Source organism: Gilliamella sp. B3464 (genome assembly GCF_026536145.1).
Taxonomy (GTDB): Bacteria; Pseudomonadota; Gammaproteobacteria; order Enterobacterales; family Orbaceae; genus Gilliamella.
Genome location: NZ_JAFNOQ010000001.1, coordinates 422,488 through 438,693, shown reverse-complemented (window position 1 = coordinate 438,693; position 16,206 = coordinate 422,488). Strand labels below are relative to the sequence as shown.

Genomic DNA, 16,206 nt, shown 5'->3' with positions numbered 1-16,206 from the left:
CTTTCTATCAGCAAGGACGCAAGCCACCTCGGTGTTGGTAAATCATCCCTTGATAAGTGGGTAAGGCAATTGGCACCCAATAAAACCAGCCGCCGAGAGCTAACCGAGGATCAACTGGTGTTATTCGTCATGCTATCAAGAAACGTAAGGTTTTCCCGACAGATGACTTGGTTATAAAGGTTATCTATTTAACAATACAACAAGCATCTAAAAAATGGACTATGCCTATTCAAAACTGGAAAGGTTCGATGAATCAATTTATTATAGAATTAGGTGACAGAATGACTCGCTACCTCTAACTGGCAAATACACAAAATCTAGGATAGGGTCTAATGAAAAGTCAATAAAGGATCTTATTTTTATTGATAAATAATTTTTATGTCATCTAAGAGGAAATAAAGGCTTTATTCTTCTTTCCTCATTTCTGTTGAGATATATTTTTAACTAGTTATCGATAACATTAGCTTTGGATTGTTTTTCCAATTTAGAGTGATAAAAATATAAATACAGTAATCCAAAAGGAGCTATAAAAACAGAGAAAAAAAAGCATATTCCCATAGTCATTATTTTTAAGAATAAAAATAAAAAGATATTTGAGATAATTATATTATCACCTATTATAAACTCTATAATGCTTTCATAAACGAACCTAGAATATGGATAAAATCCCCACAGGATTAAAGCAATTGTAGTTGGAACTATAGTATCAGATAATTTCAACTGAGATATAGGCATTAATATAAGTATAACAAAAACAAAACCGAATAAATATTGTCGCAACAAATAACTTTTTTCTAATCCACCAAATGTTTTTTTTAAAAAATTAGCCATAAAAAATTCTTCCTTACTTATCATGAAAAAATATTAGACCACATAAAATTAAAATTGAAAACAGTAAAATGTAAATAATAATTTGATCATAATAATAACATTTGTGTTATAAGTAGGTTGAGTTAAAGAACTTGCTTCGCCTGTATACAAAAATAGGTTAACAATCATTTTATCTATTAAAGGTAATTGATAATCATAGTTTTTCTATATTGATAACCAATCAAAAAACATATTTACAGGGCATTATTTTATTAATAGCTTAATTTTCTTAATTAACTATCAGGCAACAGCGTTGCTGTTCTCCTTGAACATCTCTTTATGGCATACCTAACAATTGTTATACAAAAATATAATTTATATCAAATATGATGATTTGGTTTGAACATAAAAAATCGAATATTTTATTGGGCCTTATCCTTTTTTTTGATTTCTTCAATTTTATTTTGTAATTTAGTGCAATTTTCAACTGTCTTTTTAATATCTTCAGTAGTGAAGCCAATAACATGTAAAAAGTGAAACTGGAATATAACTTCCATTTTTAAACATAGAATCCAAAGATCTCGTCCAGTAACTAATTTATCTTTTAAATTTTCATCATAATGAGTTAAATAATTTCTAGTATCTACAATTTGTCTCAAAAGTTTATTTCTTTCTCTATTTGTTCCCAGAAAACATTTAAATGGTTCAATAAGCAATTTCAATCTTTTACTCAGGGTAATTTCATTTCCATGCATTAGTCTGCCTTTGAGCCATTCTAGATGTTCTTCGGGACATGTACCAAGAATTTTAGATACTAATGATTCAAAAACTTCGTTCTTCATTAATTTTTCATCACTAGTTCTTCGGTGATATGTTTCTAAACCCTGTACTAAAGCTAGAAACCTACCATCAAGATATTTTTGATTTCCTCTTTGAGTTGAAAAGTATAAACTAAATGCGGGAGATAAATACTCATAAGCATTTAACCAATTGTTGAATATTTGCTGAGCATTATTTCTTATAATTTTGAAATTGAATAACATTTCAAAAGAATGACGTTTAGGTACAGTTTCTACAAATGGTATGGCTTGATAGAATAATTTAATTTCAGTTGGGTATTCGTCTTCACCTAATTTATCTAGTTTTTTAGATGATGTTGCTGAAACATTTTTTATACTCACAACTTTGTCCATAGCAAAGCACATAAGGTTGGTTATCTTATAGGCAATAGCTATAAAATCATTTAATTTACGTAACTCTTCAGATTTTAATGTAAAATAAGCCTTTTGAGTAATCTTTGCCTCTTTTATATGAGGAAAACTAGGAGATGTGTAATGAAAATTAATTTCAATTTCCATCCCATTATCAAGTATAAAATTTATTTTTTCAGGTCTGTTATAAGAAATACTTACTGATCTATTTTTCCAATCACTCTCTACATGAATACCACTTATTTCAACCCATTCATCTAAGCAATCAATAGAAAAAGAAAATGTATTAAAAGTAACGATTTCATCGGCTCCCCATTCAGCCCCACTCAAAACTGTATTAGCCAAAATTTTTGATTTAGTTATGTTTCCAAATCCAAAACTTTTCTTAAGATAAATGCAATTTTCCAGTGTTACTAATCCATCGTCTTCGACAAATCCAATTATTCTTTTTAGACGAATATTTTCATGTTCACAAATAAATCCAATTCCTTTATCTTCATCAAAATTACCCATGATTTCTAATTCTGCCCGTCCACCATCATAAATGGAGAGAACCCCAGCTATTGAATTCTGTTGATTTTCAGGAAGCCAAAAATAACCAAATTTTATATATTTCTCTTCAAGTCTCATAAAATGTTCCTTTCAAATTTAATGGTTATACAGTCTAAATATATCGTTATTTTGGATCACCAATACTGATCAATAGACGTTCATTAGACTTTGCAACCAATTAGATTTGTTCCATTATTTATTTAATTATATCAAATGATTATTTATCTCTCATTTCTAAAAATTTTTTCATGACTTAAAAGCGATTTTTTTAAATTATCAATAATTTTAATTAAAACACAGCGGTATTCTATGAGATTTTTTGAGCATCTATTTACGTCATTTAATGGGTAATTGAAAAAATTGTGAATCAAATAGATTACTTCATGTTATTTCAAAGTATCTTTCTACTTGATTAACTATTAGCTGCGGATAACGTTAAATTGTTATATCGGTTTCCTAATTTATATAACATAGTTTATAACCTAATTGCCAAACTTTGTTACCACTTCGACTTACAAATAAAAAGATTTCCTTACCATTCATTTTATTATTTTATGACTGTAGTATTTATATCATTGAGTTGAATGTACAAAAAACTTATCTTTCGAAGTTTATCATTGATTTTTAGAGTCATTTTTACTTCAATTGACATCTATTGATTTGAATGGTGGTGGAGCTGGCGGGAGTTGAACCCGCGTCCGAAATCTCTACATCCTTGGTACTACATGCGTAGTTTGTCTTTAAATTTCGCCTACCTGCTGCGGACAAACACGCTACCGATAGACTAGCTTGATTAAGTTTAATGCTTCCGCCCCAAGCAAGGCTTCCACACGATCTCGTTTGGGTTTGACTCCTCTTTATCCCCGTCCTACGAGCGGAGGCTAGGGAGAGAAGGCTCTATGCAGGTTATTAAGCTGCTAGTGCGTAGTTTTCGTCGTTTGCGACTATTTTTTTGCGGTTTATTTACGAGGCCTACCGCACCTCGGCATGCACCTTGGGTTTCGCAAATCCCGTCGAATCCAGAATCAGCCCCAATTGTGAATTGTTAATGTAAACAATATCGGGGCATTATAGGTCAATTCAATAGGGAATACAAGTTAACCAACTTCGGGGTTTACCCAGTTTTCGGTTGGTTTTTCATCTTTTAATGCGGCAATAATATTATCGACTGCACATTTTGCCATTGCGTAGCGAGTTTCAACTGTTGCTGATCCTACATGTGGTGATAATAAAACATTATCAAGCTGCATAAGTGGTGAAGTTGTTGGTAGGGGTTCGACTTCAAATACATCAAGGCCAGCAGCTTTGATCGTTTTATTTTTTAATGCTTCAATTAATGCTTGCTCATCTACAATTGCTCCTCTCGCACCATTAATTAATATGGCTGATGGCTTCATTAAAGCTAATTTTTGTTTAGTAATGAGTCGTTTGGTTTGGTCGGTTAATGGCAGAATAATCACCACAAAATCTGCTTGGCTAAGCACGTCATCAAGTTCTAGGCGCTTAGCTTGATAAGCTTGTTCTACGTCAGGATGGGCTGATCGGTTATAGTAAATGACATTCATATCAAAGCCACAGTGTGCGCGTTTAGCAATCGCTTTACCAATTCGACCCATCCCTAAAATACCAATGGTTTTACCATAAATATCCGTACCGAAATATTGAGGTGTAATGCTCTTGGTCCATTTTCCATCATGAATTAGATTGGACAACTCCACTGTTCGGCGCGCGGTCGCCATTAATAGTGTAAAAATAAGGTCAGCGGTGCTTTCGGTCAATACTTTCGGGGTATTCATTAATCGAACACCATGCTTTTTTAAAGCACTAAGATCATAGTTATCGTAACCAACTGAAATTGTTGCTGCCGCTTTTAATTTTGGCGTTTGGGTTAAAAATTCATCATCAATGCGTGTTGGCATATTAGAACCTATCATACCGTCGGCACTTGCTAATGCTTGAATAAAGGCTTTTGTATCGGTATTAGGATTACGTTCAAATAGCGTGAGATTAAAAGCTTGTTCTAATCTAGCTTGTTGATCAGCAGGAATTTTACTAAATAATACAACATTCTTTTTCATAAACTCTCCTTACGTGCTGCTTGAATTGTTTTAGCCAGTATATCGCTAGTCACTTTTATTGTGCAATTGATTGACTTAAAAAGTTAATTTGTAAAGAATTTTAATCTTAGAGATGTGTTTAAGCAAAAAATGGTTTTGCATTCACATTTTATTTTGAATAATAACCAAATGCAGCTTGATTAAAAAAGGATGAGGTATAGTAATTATATCGAAATATTAATAAGTAACAGGCAAGCAAAGCCGTTAAATAGTTAATACAAGAATAAGTAATCGATAATCGTTCAAAAAATAAAATAAATAACATTAAGAATTTATATTGCCAGCCACTATGAAAATAATCTGATTGATTTGCTACTGATCATAATAACGCTGTAAAGTTATTGTTGATAAAAAAGTAAGATTATTTGACTTATTTTTGTACTAACACAAAAATTTTTTTTTAAAAAATTAAAAAAATATTTATTATAAATCAATTATATATGAATTTATTTCATAAAAAACTAAAATTATTTGAAATTAAATTGAACTTTTTGTTGTTTAGCTTGTCTATATCTACAGATTACATTTTTTCATTTTTTGCCCTCCACTCGAGTTTTCGGGTGGATTTTTTTTATCTGTTATTTTTTGTCAAACGATCTTTTCAAATTTTAGCTTCTCATTGATTGTTACTATCAAATTACAGTAAAAAAATTGCGCTTCACTCGGTAGGAAGATAATATTCATTATCGGCTATTGAAATGGTATTGTTTTTTCTGCTATCAAGTCCTGCCCACTAATACTTAATTATAAAGTGACCAAACTTAAGATAATCATGTACACTTTGATAGCTTTTTATTGATATAAGTAGAGAGATTTTTATGTTCGTTACCAAAAAAACACAAGGACACCTAATTGCCTTGATGACAATCTTTATTTGGGGAAGTACGTTTATTGCAACAAAAGTATTATTGGTCAATTTTAAACCCATTGAAATTTTGTTTTATCGATTTTGTCTTGGCTATGTCATGCTTTGGGTTTTAGCCCCGCGTTTGTTAGTTTGGCAGGGTATTAAGCGAGAATTAATGTTTTTATGTGCTGGATTTTGCGGAGTAACATGTTACTTTCTATGTGAAAATATAGCGTTAACTTATACCAATGCCTCGAATGTTGGGGTTATCACGACCTTAGCTCCCGTATTTACAGCGTTTTTATCGATATTCTTTTTGAAAACAGAAAGGCCGCCTCGACGTTTTTATATTGGTTGTTTGTTTGCTATTTTTGGGGTTGCATTGATTAGCTTTAATGGTAAATATGTGCTTTCTCTTAATCCTTTAGGTGATATTCTTGCTGTTGCAGCTTGTTTATTTTGGGCTTGCTATTCTATTTTAACCAAAAAAAGCAGTAATTATGGTTACAATACCATTTTATTGACTAGACGTTTTTTCTTTTATGGCTTACTACTGATGATACCGGCTTTATCTATTTTTGACTTTAAGTTTGGGTTAGAACGGTTTAGTCAAATGACTAATTTACTTAATATACTATTTTTGGGTGTTGGCGCATCAGCAATTTGTTTTGTATCTTGGAATTATGCAGTGAAATTAGTTGGCGCTGTTAAAATTAGTATTTATCTGTATTTATTGCCAATTTTGACCATTCTTGCTGCGGTTATGATTTTACATGAACCGTTTACTTTAATTGCTGCATTCGGCACCTTACTGACACTTATTGGTGTATTATTGTCTGAAGGTAGAATAAAAATTAAAAAGCGATGACTTAACTCTATGAGTTATATTCAAAAGGGGCTATTGCCCCTTTATTGTTAATTATTGTACTCGCTTATCAATAGCATCCATAATGATTTGACCAAGATGTTCATAATTTTCATCAAAATGATGCCCACCAGGCAATTGAAATGCTTCACCTTTCATTTCAGGCTGTAGACAGCCGGTATCCTCTTTTTCTTCCTCTCCATAGATGCAAAATAGTTTATTGGCTGGAATCTGTGCAACTTCTGGTGCGGTTTTCATTTCGTCACCCGATTGCCCTAGCCATCCACTGACTTCAATTTCAAAATTAGCATCTTTTGAAAAAGCTATCATAACTAGCGCTTGGACACTTTTTTGATCTTGCGGTGATAGTCGGTTATAGAGTGCAGGTAAAATATCCCCACCAAAAGAGTAACCAGCTAAAACGAATTGAGTTGTTCCCCATTTGTCTCGATATTGTTGCATTAAATAGCTCAAATCTTTCGCGCTACGTTCAACTGAACGATGCTGCCAAAACAGTTTTAATGCATCGACGCCAACTACCGCATACCCATGCAAAGCCATATATTCAGCCGAAACTTTATCAAGATCACGCCAACCACCATCACCAGAATAATAAAGTGTAATGGTTTTAGGGTGGATCTCTTTGCTTCTGGCGGGTAATTCTATAACAGGTAATTGTTCATGCTCACCAAATAAAATAGATGATAAGTGTAAACTCAGTAGTTCAGTTGGCGAAGCTTGGTATTCACCGATTGACGTTGTAACATGAATATTTTTTTGTTCCCGAGGAAAAACAGCAACATCATCATCCGGTGGATTATTCCAAATCACTTGCCAACTACCATGGCTGGCTTGTGCCGGTAATGGTGCATCGCAATCTTTGTGATCTAAGGTAAATTCAATTGATAATGCTTTGGCGTCATCACTTTGTTGTTCTGTTAACCATCTATAAGCAAAGGCTGCACCTTCTTCCATGCCTGCGACAGCAAAATTCTTTTCTTTGAGAATTTTTTTAGCTTGTTTAAAACGTGCTTGCTGCTCACTACAACTGGCAGAGGGCTTTAATTCAAACTGGACAAGTTTAGCGCCCATTTTTTCTGACAAGTCTAACAATTGTTGTTCAGTAAAATGATTTTTGGGTGTAGCAACAATAATTGCGGCTGCTTCAGCTGAGCGTTTTGGGGCTGCTGATAGAATGAAATACTCATTATTGATTGTTACGGTCTTAACTGATGCACTTTCTTGATTTTTTATAAAATACCAGCCGAGTATAATCAGTATTAATAGCGTAATAAATAATAAAGCATAGCGTATAAATTTTTTCATATTAATTATTTTTATTCTTTTTTAAACCTGTAATACCACCAGAAATAAGCATAGTAGTATCAATTAAAGCAACTAATGGATCAAGCCCTGCGGGAACGGCCATATAACGCGGCTCCCAATGCGTTGCAAACTTTTCTTTAAAGCGACGTAAACCTTGAAAGTTATAAAAACGTCCACCTCGTCTAAACACGAGTGCACCTAGCCTTTGAATTAATGGGGCGCCGCGTCGCCTTTGCATACCAGCCAAGGGTACCATACCTAGACTAAAGTACTTAAACCCTCTTTCTTGATAATGCAAAATTAAGCCCACCATTAAAAATTCCATCGTTAATTTGGGAATATCTTGTATGACCCGCATTAAATCGATACTGGCAGAATAGTGTTGATCGGTCTCAAGTAAATTAACAAAAGCAATGATGCGTCCTTGGTATTCAATGACTGCTATCGTAAAATTATCCAGATATTGCTTAGAAAAAGACCCTAACGAAAATCTTTTTTCCTTTGAATGTTTATTTTTAAGCCAAGCATCCGAAACCGCTTTTAGTTCATCAAGCGGCGCTGTTCCTGGTGGATAAAATTTGAGTGATAGTCCATCACGTTGCCCTCGATTCCAAGTATAACGAAGATCTTTATAACCTTTTGATGTTAAATCAAAGATTTTTAAATTGACTAATGCTTCTTCACCAAGTTTTACTGTACGTAAACCAATATCCATATAAAAAGGTAAATTAGCTGCTTTGACTTGATAAAAAACAGGGCGAAGATGATGTTCATCACACAGATCACGAAATGACCAAATTAAGTCAGCTCTATCAGCAATATCACCAATCGGGTCAAATAAGGCAACCATACTTCGGCCGCGTCTTGCATACATAATAAAGGCGGTTTGTTCTTGGTTGAACAAGAGTGATTTATCGCCACTCATTGCTAAGCCGCCTTCAGGCTGTTTTGAATTTAAAATGATTTCATAAGCTTTATTAAGTTGTTCTGTTTCTGGTTTAGTTAAAATTGGTAACGCTGGCCTAAATAACCAGATTAACATAATAGAACTTAACAAAATAAAACTGCCTAAGGCTGCACGTAATGCACGTGGTACTCGGCTATCTAATTCAAACTGCCACCATAGATCTTGGCTATAGGGGACATCTTGATAAATAAATAAAATAAGCCAAACAAAAAGCGCAATCAGACAAAAACAGATGGCAAAAGATTTGAAAGAAAAGGGGATAACACTAAGTCGGCTTTTTCGATAAAAAGCATGCCTAAAATTAATGAGTAATATTGCAATAACTAATAACGTTATGGCTTCTATCCAATGTAGGCCTCTTAACACCGAGCAGAGGCTACCAATCAAGAGTAAAACAACGGTAATTGCCCACGCTGAATAAAGACGTCGGCGTAAACCCATTGCAAGTAATAAACATAAAACGCCAATCAAACTCGCACTTAGATGAGCTATATTGATAATTTTATTCGGAATAAATTCATCAACAAAACGATGATTAAAACCAGGAATGATGCTAGAAAACATCATCACTACACCGGCAAAAAATACCGCAGCAGCCATGATAGAAGCCGCAATTCCCGTTTGCGTTTGCTTGACTTGTGATGAAGTTAAATAATGCTTTCCTTCATTGATTAACAGCAAAATCCCAGCAGGGATAAGCGGGATTAAAATATAAATAATACGATAAATGACTAATGCGACAGTTAAAGATGCTGCACCAATTTGAGATGAAAATGCAGCGAGCATAATTGCTTCAAATACGCCTACCCCTCCTGGTACATGACTTAATACACCAGCAACTAATGCTAAAATGTAAATCATAATAAAGGTAATAAAATTTGGATGAGAAGGTAATAGAAAGTAAAGGATAGCCCCTGCTAAGACAGCATCAAAGAAGGTAATAATAAATTGGCTTGAAGCCAAACGTAAGTTTGGTAAACGAATAGACCATCTTGCAATTTTAAATAAGCGAGTATCTTTATTAGGCCTGTCCGATAAACGATTGCAGTATAAGAAAATAAATAATCCAACATAAAAACAAAATAGCATGCTTGCTATCAATATCACGCCATTTTCAGATAAGTGCAAAGCAACCATAGCATTATGTGGATGAATTAATGCCGCCGCTGCTGCCAGTAATGGTAGCGTAAAGCCTAAAGAGAGTGTAACAAAAATCGACATTCTTGCCACATCAATCGTTGTTAGTCCATATTTGAAGTATAAACGACAACGAACTGCGCCCCCTGATAACGCCGATAAACCTATTGCATTACCAATAGCTGAAGCACAAATTCCACCTAAAACAATAATAGAAGGCTTTAGATTTACGCCTGCATAACGTGCGGCTGACCATTCATAGCAAATTAACATTAAATAGCTACCAATAGCCGATAAACAAGCAAATAAAATAGCTTGCGGTGAGAGTTGGTGAACGGCTAATTTTAAATCATCAAGATTAATTTCTTTTAATAGATGCCAGCAAACAATCAAAGCAATAAAAAAGATGGATAATCCAAATAATAAAGCTAGGAATTGGCGATAGCGAGTGAAGTATTCTATCAATTGCCAAGGCAAAACTTTACGCGCTGATATTTTCACGTGAGCAACTCCGATATTTGCTTTATAAATTTTTGATTTGCGCATTCTACCTTTCAAGTTTGTTGAAAACAATCATCCCAAAATAAAAAAAATATAAAAAAAACATTAATTATTACTGAGCAACTTGTTTAATTGATTATTTTTATTTAGTTGATATGAGTTTTTAACAAAAATCATTATGGGTTAATAAATATTACTTTTGGGATAATATGTATTGCTTTATAGTTAGTTTACTTTTAACCTTAGTTGCAAATTAGCTAAAGTAATTTAAGCGTTATCACTGATAGTTTATTCGTAAAAAGGCATTTAGTTGTTGTTTTGTTGTTATCAATAATTATTTAATAAGTTGTTTTATTATGAAAACAGAGATAGGTAATTTAAATAGACTTCGATCGCCAAGCTGGCAACGTTTTGCTAAAAAAAAATATTGTGGTTTGTTCATTCCTATCATTTTTTATTTATTGCGAACAATAAGGACTCGATTTTATTTAATTCGACTATCCATAGTGCTGTTTTTTTGGGGTTTATTCAGTTTTAATGTTTTTAGTGCATTACCCGTAGTTCAAGCTGTTAAGACTGTAAATACCATACAAGGTTCGGCTCCCTATCTTACTTTTGATGGTGGTAAAAGCCGTGCTTATACCACTTATGATTTATTCGTCATTACTTTACCTGACGGCAGAGAATTTAATTACTCAAATAACGTTTCCTCCACCACTAATCCGATTCAATTAACCGGTGCACCAACCAAAGTTAAAGATATTAAAACGATCATCCCTTACAATCAAACAGCAGATAGCTCAGATCAAAACAAGGATATCACTGCTCAACAAAGCATGACCGATGTGCTCAACTCTGGTCCTTATTGGTTTGATGTCGATGGTGATGGTGAAATAACGGCGACCGGTCATTTTCAATTGATTGTAAAAAATGCCAATAACCAAGTGCTTAGTTTGGATGATGAATTAAACGATTGTGAAGCGCCTTATAGCTTTAGGCTAATGCATGATGGGAGTGATGTCACCACTAAATATGGCGATCCTAACCATTTTTCATTGAACTACACTGATATGATTTACTACCTGAATCCGGCACCGGGTGCTTGCTCTTTATCGGCAAAACCCAATTTATTCGTCAGCGATACCCATAAAACTTGGTCAGGTTCGAATTATTCAGGACCGCAAGGCATGTGGGATGATGCCAAAGGATTCAGACAACAATCTTTTGATAATCCAGAATTGAACTTTCCAACTATGGCCGCTAATGGGCTATTGTTTACCATGGATTTAGCTGATTCAGCCAGTAATATGAGCTTTACTAAAATACCTGCCGATTCCGGCATTGACTTAGAGATTACCAGCAAAGGTAATCAAGCAAAAATCACTTTAACCGGTCCTGCTGACGGCGCCAGTTTGCAAGATGCAAGTAAAGCAGCAGTTGCCACCACCTTTATTCTTTATGCCGATAAGGCGAAAACCCAAAAGCTATATAGTTTTACCATTAAAAAATGGTTTATTGCTAAAAAAACTCGTCCGGAAAATTTTGATGAAGCAGCAAAACAGTATTGTCGTGATTTAGGTTATCAATTACCGACAGTATCACAATTGACCAATGCCAATTCAAAAGATTCTTCGAGTTATTGGGATGGTGGTTTGGCCGGGCAAGGCAATAATTATCAACGCCGTATTGGTGGTGGATTGTTTGCTGAGTGGGGCGAAATTCATCTAAATTCTTATCCTCAAGCTGACATTTACCCTAATGAAATTTACTTGACTAGCAATGATTTGCAAGTTTATTCAAATATGGGACAAATTCAAAAAAGGGGATATGGTAGTCTGGTTTGTATCAGTCCTAATTAACGTATTGCGACAATTAGTGATGAAACCATATGTATTGTTTAAAATAACTCGGTTGATTGAAATGCGTGACTTAGCAGCGATAAAATCAAGTTTAGCTTTATTGATATCAAAAATGATAATAGCTTGTCTTGGCATTGTTTGTTACAGTGTGAATGCGGGTTTACCTTATGTTGAAGCGGTCGAAACAACAAATACTATACAAGGTTCGGCTCCTTATATCTCTTTCGATGGCGGCAAGACGCGCTCATTTTATACCGATAATCTTTTATCTATCACTTTACCTGATGAGCGAAAATTTACAAAAGCAACCAACACTTCATCAAAGCAAGTACCCATACAATTAAATGGGGAATCGATCAGCGCCAAAGATTTTAAAACCTTAATTCCTGAAAACCAAACATCCGTTTCTTTAACTGAGGTATTTGCGACTAACGGTTTTTGGTTTGATCAAGATGGTGATGGTGATATCACAGCAACAGGGGATCTTATGTTATCCATTCAAGATGCTAACGGTAAGTCTGTTGCTTTGGATAATGAGTTAACTGATTGTTATGCTCCTTATAGTTTTACGTTGAATCATATGAATGGCACATTATCTACTAAATATGGTCAGCCAAATACGGTTGCATTTGACGCAAATAGTACCACTTACTATTTTTCTCCGCCTAATGGTGCCTGTACTTATTCAGCGGAGCCAAATTTATCAGTCAATGACAGCAAAGGCAACAGTTGGGGCGGAACGGACTATTCAGGACCAGAAAATCAATGGGATGATGCTAAAGGTTTTAAACGGCAATCTTTAACGCATCCAGAATTAAATTTTCCAACTATGGGTGAGAATGGTTTGTTTTTTTATCTGAATTTACTTGATAGTTCAGCACCAGATATGAGCTTTGATAAAATACCCGCAGATTCAGCAATTAATTTAACCATCACTGGTAATGGTTCTAAAGCCAAAATTCAATTAACTGGACCGACAAGTAGCGCTGATGCAGCACAAGCAGCTAAAGCTGCTGTTGCTACGACCTTTATCTTATATAAAGATAAAGCTAAAACCAATAAAATTTATGCTTTTACTATACAAAAATGGTTTATTGTTCAGGCTGAAAATACCAGTATGCTTTTTGACCAAGCAAAACAATATTGTGATAATTTGGGTTATCAAATACCGACTTTACTGCAATTAACTAATGCAAATTATAATACAATTTGGACGGGGGGATTACCCGGGTTAGGTCGTCACTATCAACGCCGGATCGATGGAGGACTGTTTTCTCAATGGGGCGAGACAAACAACTATTATTATCCTGAAAGCCATTTTATTTCCGGCGCTGTTTATTGGAGCGCAAATAGCTTCCAAGAGGGTGGTAAAACTTATTATTTGCAAGTGCACTCTAACATAGGGATGATTGATTATTGGACAGATAAAGCTAAAGTTGCTTGTATTAGTCCTAATTAAGCAAAATAAAAAAAGGTTTAAATGATGAAAGATTCACCGCTAACTAAACATCAACAACGTGCTATGCAAGCCGTAAAAATTTTTGTAGAACAAAAGCTTGCCCATGATTTTTCAGGTCATGATATGGCACATATTGAACGCGTAGTTAAATTGGCACAAAAAATCTTACTCAATGAACCCAATGCTAATTATTTTATTGTTGTTTTAAGTGCTTATTTACATGATGTAATTGATGAAAAAGTAGTGTCTAATGTAGAATTAGCGGTTGATGAATTACGTGCTTTTTTAGCATTGCAGGATTTGACAGAACATGAAATTACCTCTATTTTTTCTATTATCGAAAATATGTCCTATCGGAAAAACCTGAGTGATAAAAAACCATTATCCCTCGAAGGTAAGATTGTACAAGATGCCGATCGACTTGATGCCATTGGCGCAATAGGAATAGGGCGTACATTCTATTATGGTGGTAATAAACATAACATCATGCATGATCCTACGATTTTGCCAAGAATGTCGATGACTGAAGAGAGTTATAAGCAACCTAATACGGTAATTAATCATTTTTATGAGAAACTTCTTTTACTCAAAGGAATGATGAATACACAAACGGCAAAAAAGATCGCAAAGCAACGACATCAATTTTTAGTACAATTTATTAATCAGTTTGAAAAAGAGTGGAGTGGTGATGACTAACTGTACCGCTGTTTAATGTGTTAAATAGTATGGAAGGGGTTTGTGATGACAATAACTATCGATAATAAAATTACTTTAAGTAACAATATAGTAATGCCACAACTTGGTCTTGGTACTTTTAAATTAACTGAATTTGAACAAATATCTCAAGCAATTAAAACCGCTATTAAAGTAGGCTATCGCTCTTTTGATACCGCGCAACTTTACCAAAACGAAAAACAAATCGGTCAGGCGATTAAACAATGTGGTATCGATCGCAGTGAATTATTTATGACTTCAAAAGTGAGCAATGCCAATCAAGGTTACAAAAAAACGTTAGCAAGTTTTGAACAATCGCTAAAAGATTTACAACTTGATTATCTTGATCTGTTTTTAGTGCATTGGCCGCTTCATCATACTTTTTTTGAAACGTGGCGAGCAATTGAAAAGCTCTATGAAGAAAAACGTGTTCGAGCCATTGGTGTGTGTAATTTTCATATCTCACATTTAGAACTACTGGCTAGCCAAGCAAATATTCAGCCTATGATTAATCAAATAGAAATTCATCCCTACTTAACACAAATAGACTTAGTGCGCTACTTACGTAAGCAAAATATTGCAATTGAAGCATGGTCGCCACTTGCTCACAGTAAAATACTCAATGAACCGGTATTAGTTGCAATAGGCGATCGTTATAATAAGTCTTTATCACAAGTTGCCTTACGTTGGCACTTACAAAATGGTTATATTGTGATCCCAAAATCAGCGCATCCGGATCGAATTGCTGAAAATATTAATATTTTTGATTTTGAACTTACCTCTGACGAGATGAGAAAAATCAATTGCTTAAATCAAAAATTACGCACGGGACCTAATCCTGATGATGTGTATAACAATAATGGCTTTTAATTTATCCAGATATGCTCTTTTTAAAAGTAAAAAACTATTTGTTAAAAAGGTACGGGTGCGCCTACTAGCCATAATACAGTCGGTAATGTGATTAAACTTAATAATGTACTGACTAGGGTCGCACTCGAAACTAATTCAGGATGCGTATCAAACTGGACTGACATTAAAGTGGTATTAGCTGCACTTGGCATTGCGGCTAACACAATCAGTACTTGTTTATAAACCGGTGAAATAGGCATAAAGTAGACCAAACAACAAGCGACAAGTGGTGAAATAACCATACGGGTTAATAGCGAAAATGAGAGTTTAGGGTAATCGAGTTGCTTAATCCGAATTTTAGCTAATTGCATACCTAAAATTATCATAATAATCACAATTGATGAATCACCAATCATGCCAATGGATGTCATAATGGATTTTGATAAAGGAATGTGGCACAACTGGAAAATAATACCCAAAAAAGCACCATAAGCTACAGGCATGCGAATGACTTTATTGATGACATCTTTTTGACTGACAATATCGCTACGAGCACTGCCTTTTGCTGCATAGTAGATACCAACGGTACTCATTACAAATTGTTGTAATACCATCATAATAACACCAAGATCAAAGCCTATTGTTCCAAAAAAAACCAGTAGTACCGGCGTACCATAATTACCATTATTCATAAAACAAGAACTAAGAATCATGGCGCAACGTTCTTTGACTGAATAACGCATGATCAACGACCAAATTGAGACAACACTAACTAATAAAAAACATAAGCCAAAAATATAGACAATATAAAATAGATAGTCTGTTGTTAAGGTGTGAGTATAAAACGTTTTAAATGATAAAAAAGGAGAAAGCACATAAAGCGACATTTTTGATAAATTGGCTACATCAAATTTTAGTGCTTTTTGTGCAATAAATCCTACAACAAAAATACAGAAGATTGGAAATAAAATAATAAAAAATTGCATAAACGA

The 16,206-nt window shown here is 34.2% G+C and carries 11 protein-coding genes, 1 other RNA gene and 1 pseudogene; 6 read left to right on the top strand and 7 right to left on the bottom strand.

Going from position 1 to position 16,206, the window contains the following annotated elements:
- Positions 1 to 119: 119 nt before the first annotated feature.
- Positions 120 to 299, top strand: a pseudogene (locus J3U57_RS01970) (hypothetical protein); the annotation flags it as partial.
- A 145-nt stretch (positions 300 to 444) separates the two neighbouring features.
- Here J3U57_RS01970 and J3U57_RS01965 read toward each other — a convergent pair.
- From J3U57_RS01965 to J3U57_RS01950, 4 genes are all read right to left on the bottom strand, one after another.
- Positions 445 to 831: a hypothetical protein gene (locus J3U57_RS01965; RefSeq protein ID WP_267339638.1), complete on the bottom strand. Its 387-nt coding sequence runs from the start codon at positions 829 to 831 to the stop codon at positions 445 to 447.
- A gap of 401 nt (positions 832 to 1,232) precedes the next feature.
- A complete protein-coding gene (locus J3U57_RS01960) occupies positions 1,233 to 2,651 on the bottom strand; it encodes a HEPN domain-containing protein (protein ID WP_267343672.1) in 1,419 nt (472 codons plus the stop codon).
- 590 nt (positions 2,652 to 3,241) lie between these two features.
- Positions 3,242 to 3,606, bottom strand: a transfer-messenger RNA (tmRNA) gene (gene ssrA / locus J3U57_RS01955).
- A gap of 64 nt (positions 3,607 to 3,670) precedes the next feature.
- Entirely contained in the window at positions 3,671 to 4,651 is a 981-nt protein-coding gene (locus J3U57_RS01950; RefSeq protein ID WP_267343671.1) for a 2-hydroxyacid dehydrogenase, read from the bottom strand.
- An 857-nt stretch (positions 4,652 to 5,508) separates the two neighbouring features.
- On the opposite strand from J3U57_RS01950, the gene J3U57_RS01945 reads away from it, so the two are divergent.
- Positions 5,509 to 6,405, top strand: coding sequence for a DMT family transporter (locus tag J3U57_RS01945; RefSeq protein ID WP_267333774.1), 897 nt, complete (start codon positions 5,509 to 5,511; stop codon positions 6,403 to 6,405).
- Between the two features lie 51 nt (positions 6,406 to 6,456).
- On the opposite strand, the gene J3U57_RS01940 is transcribed toward J3U57_RS01945, so the two are convergent.
- Positions 6,457 to 7,728 carry a virulence factor family protein gene (locus tag J3U57_RS01940; protein WP_267333773.1) on the bottom strand — a complete coding sequence of 424 codons (1,272 nt, stop codon included), beginning with the start codon at positions 7,726 to 7,728 and terminating at the stop codon, positions 6,457 to 6,459.
- Between the two features lies 1 nt (position 7,729).
- On the bottom strand, positions 7,730 to 10,378 hold the full coding sequence (gene mprF, locus J3U57_RS01935) for a bifunctional lysylphosphatidylglycerol flippase/synthetase MprF (RefSeq protein ID WP_416379589.1): 2,649 nt from the start codon (positions 10,376 to 10,378) through the stop codon (positions 7,730 to 7,732).
- Between the two features lie 311 nt (positions 10,379 to 10,689).
- Here mprF and J3U57_RS01930 point away from each other — a divergent pair, with 311 nt between their 5' ends.
- From J3U57_RS01930 to J3U57_RS01915, 4 genes are all read left to right on the top strand, one after another.
- Positions 10,690 to 12,192: a hypothetical protein gene (locus J3U57_RS01930; protein ID WP_267343670.1), complete on the top strand. Its 1,503-nt coding sequence runs from the start codon at positions 10,690 to 10,692 to the stop codon at positions 12,190 to 12,192.
- A gap of 61 nt (positions 12,193 to 12,253) precedes the next feature.
- Positions 12,254 to 13,651: a hypothetical protein gene (locus J3U57_RS01925; protein WP_267343669.1), complete on the top strand. Its 1,398-nt coding sequence runs from the start codon at positions 12,254 to 12,256 to the stop codon at positions 13,649 to 13,651.
- A 24-nt stretch (positions 13,652 to 13,675) separates the two neighbouring features.
- Positions 13,676 to 14,347: an HD domain-containing protein gene (locus J3U57_RS01920; protein WP_267343668.1), complete on the top strand. Its 672-nt coding sequence runs from the start codon at positions 13,676 to 13,678 to the stop codon at positions 14,345 to 14,347.
- 45 nt (positions 14,348 to 14,392) lie between these two features.
- The gene (locus J3U57_RS01915) at positions 14,393 to 15,235 is read left to right on the top strand and encodes an aldo/keto reductase (RefSeq protein ID WP_267333768.1); all 843 of its coding nucleotides are present in this window, start codon (positions 14,393 to 14,395) and stop codon (positions 15,233 to 15,235) included.
- A gap of 41 nt (positions 15,236 to 15,276) precedes the next feature.
- Here the strand turns inward: J3U57_RS01915 and J3U57_RS01910 are convergent, their stop codons facing one another.
- A complete protein-coding gene (locus tag J3U57_RS01910; protein WP_267333767.1) occupies positions 15,277 to 16,200 on the bottom strand; it encodes an AEC family transporter in 924 nt (307 codons plus the stop codon).
- Between the last annotated feature and the right edge of the window lie 6 nt (positions 16,201 to 16,206).

Bases quoted from the DNA above. Each gene is read 5' to 3' on its own strand.
- J3U57_RS01965 (WP_267339638.1), bottom strand. From the start codon at position 831: ATGGCTAATTTTTTAAAAAAAACATTTGGTGGATTAGAAAAAAGTTAT.
- J3U57_RS01950 (WP_267343671.1), bottom strand. From the start codon at position 4,651: ATGAAAAAGAATGTTGTATTATTTAGTAAAATTCCTGCTGATCAACAA.
- J3U57_RS01925 (WP_267343669.1), top strand. From the start codon at position 12,254: ATGCGTGACTTAGCAGCGATAAAATCAAGTTTAGCTTTATTGATATCA.
- J3U57_RS01945 (WP_267333774.1), top strand. From the start codon at position 5,509: ATGTTCGTTACCAAAAAAACACAAGGACACCTAATTGCCTTGATGACA.
- J3U57_RS01940 (WP_267333773.1), bottom strand. From the start codon at position 7,728: ATGAAAAAATTTATACGCTATGCTTTATTATTTATTACGCTATTAATA.
- J3U57_RS01920 (WP_267343668.1), top strand. From the start codon at position 13,676: ATGAAAGATTCACCGCTAACTAAACATCAACAACGTGCTATGCAAGCC.
- mprF (WP_416379589.1), bottom strand. From the start codon at position 10,378: ATGCGCAAATCAAAAATTTATAAAGCAAATATCGGAGTTGCTCACGTG.
- J3U57_RS01915 (WP_267333768.1), top strand. From the start codon at position 14,393: ATGACAATAACTATCGATAATAAAATTACTTTAAGTAACAATATAGTA.
- J3U57_RS01910 (WP_267333767.1), bottom strand. From the start codon at position 16,200: ATGCAATTTTTTATTATTTTATTTCCAATCTTCTGTATTTTTGTTGTA.
- J3U57_RS01960 (WP_267343672.1), bottom strand. From the start codon at position 2,651: ATGAGACTTGAAGAGAAATATATAAAATTTGGTTATTTTTGGCTTCCT.
- J3U57_RS01930 (WP_267343670.1), top strand. From the start codon at position 10,690: ATGAAAACAGAGATAGGTAATTTAAATAGACTTCGATCGCCAAGCTGG.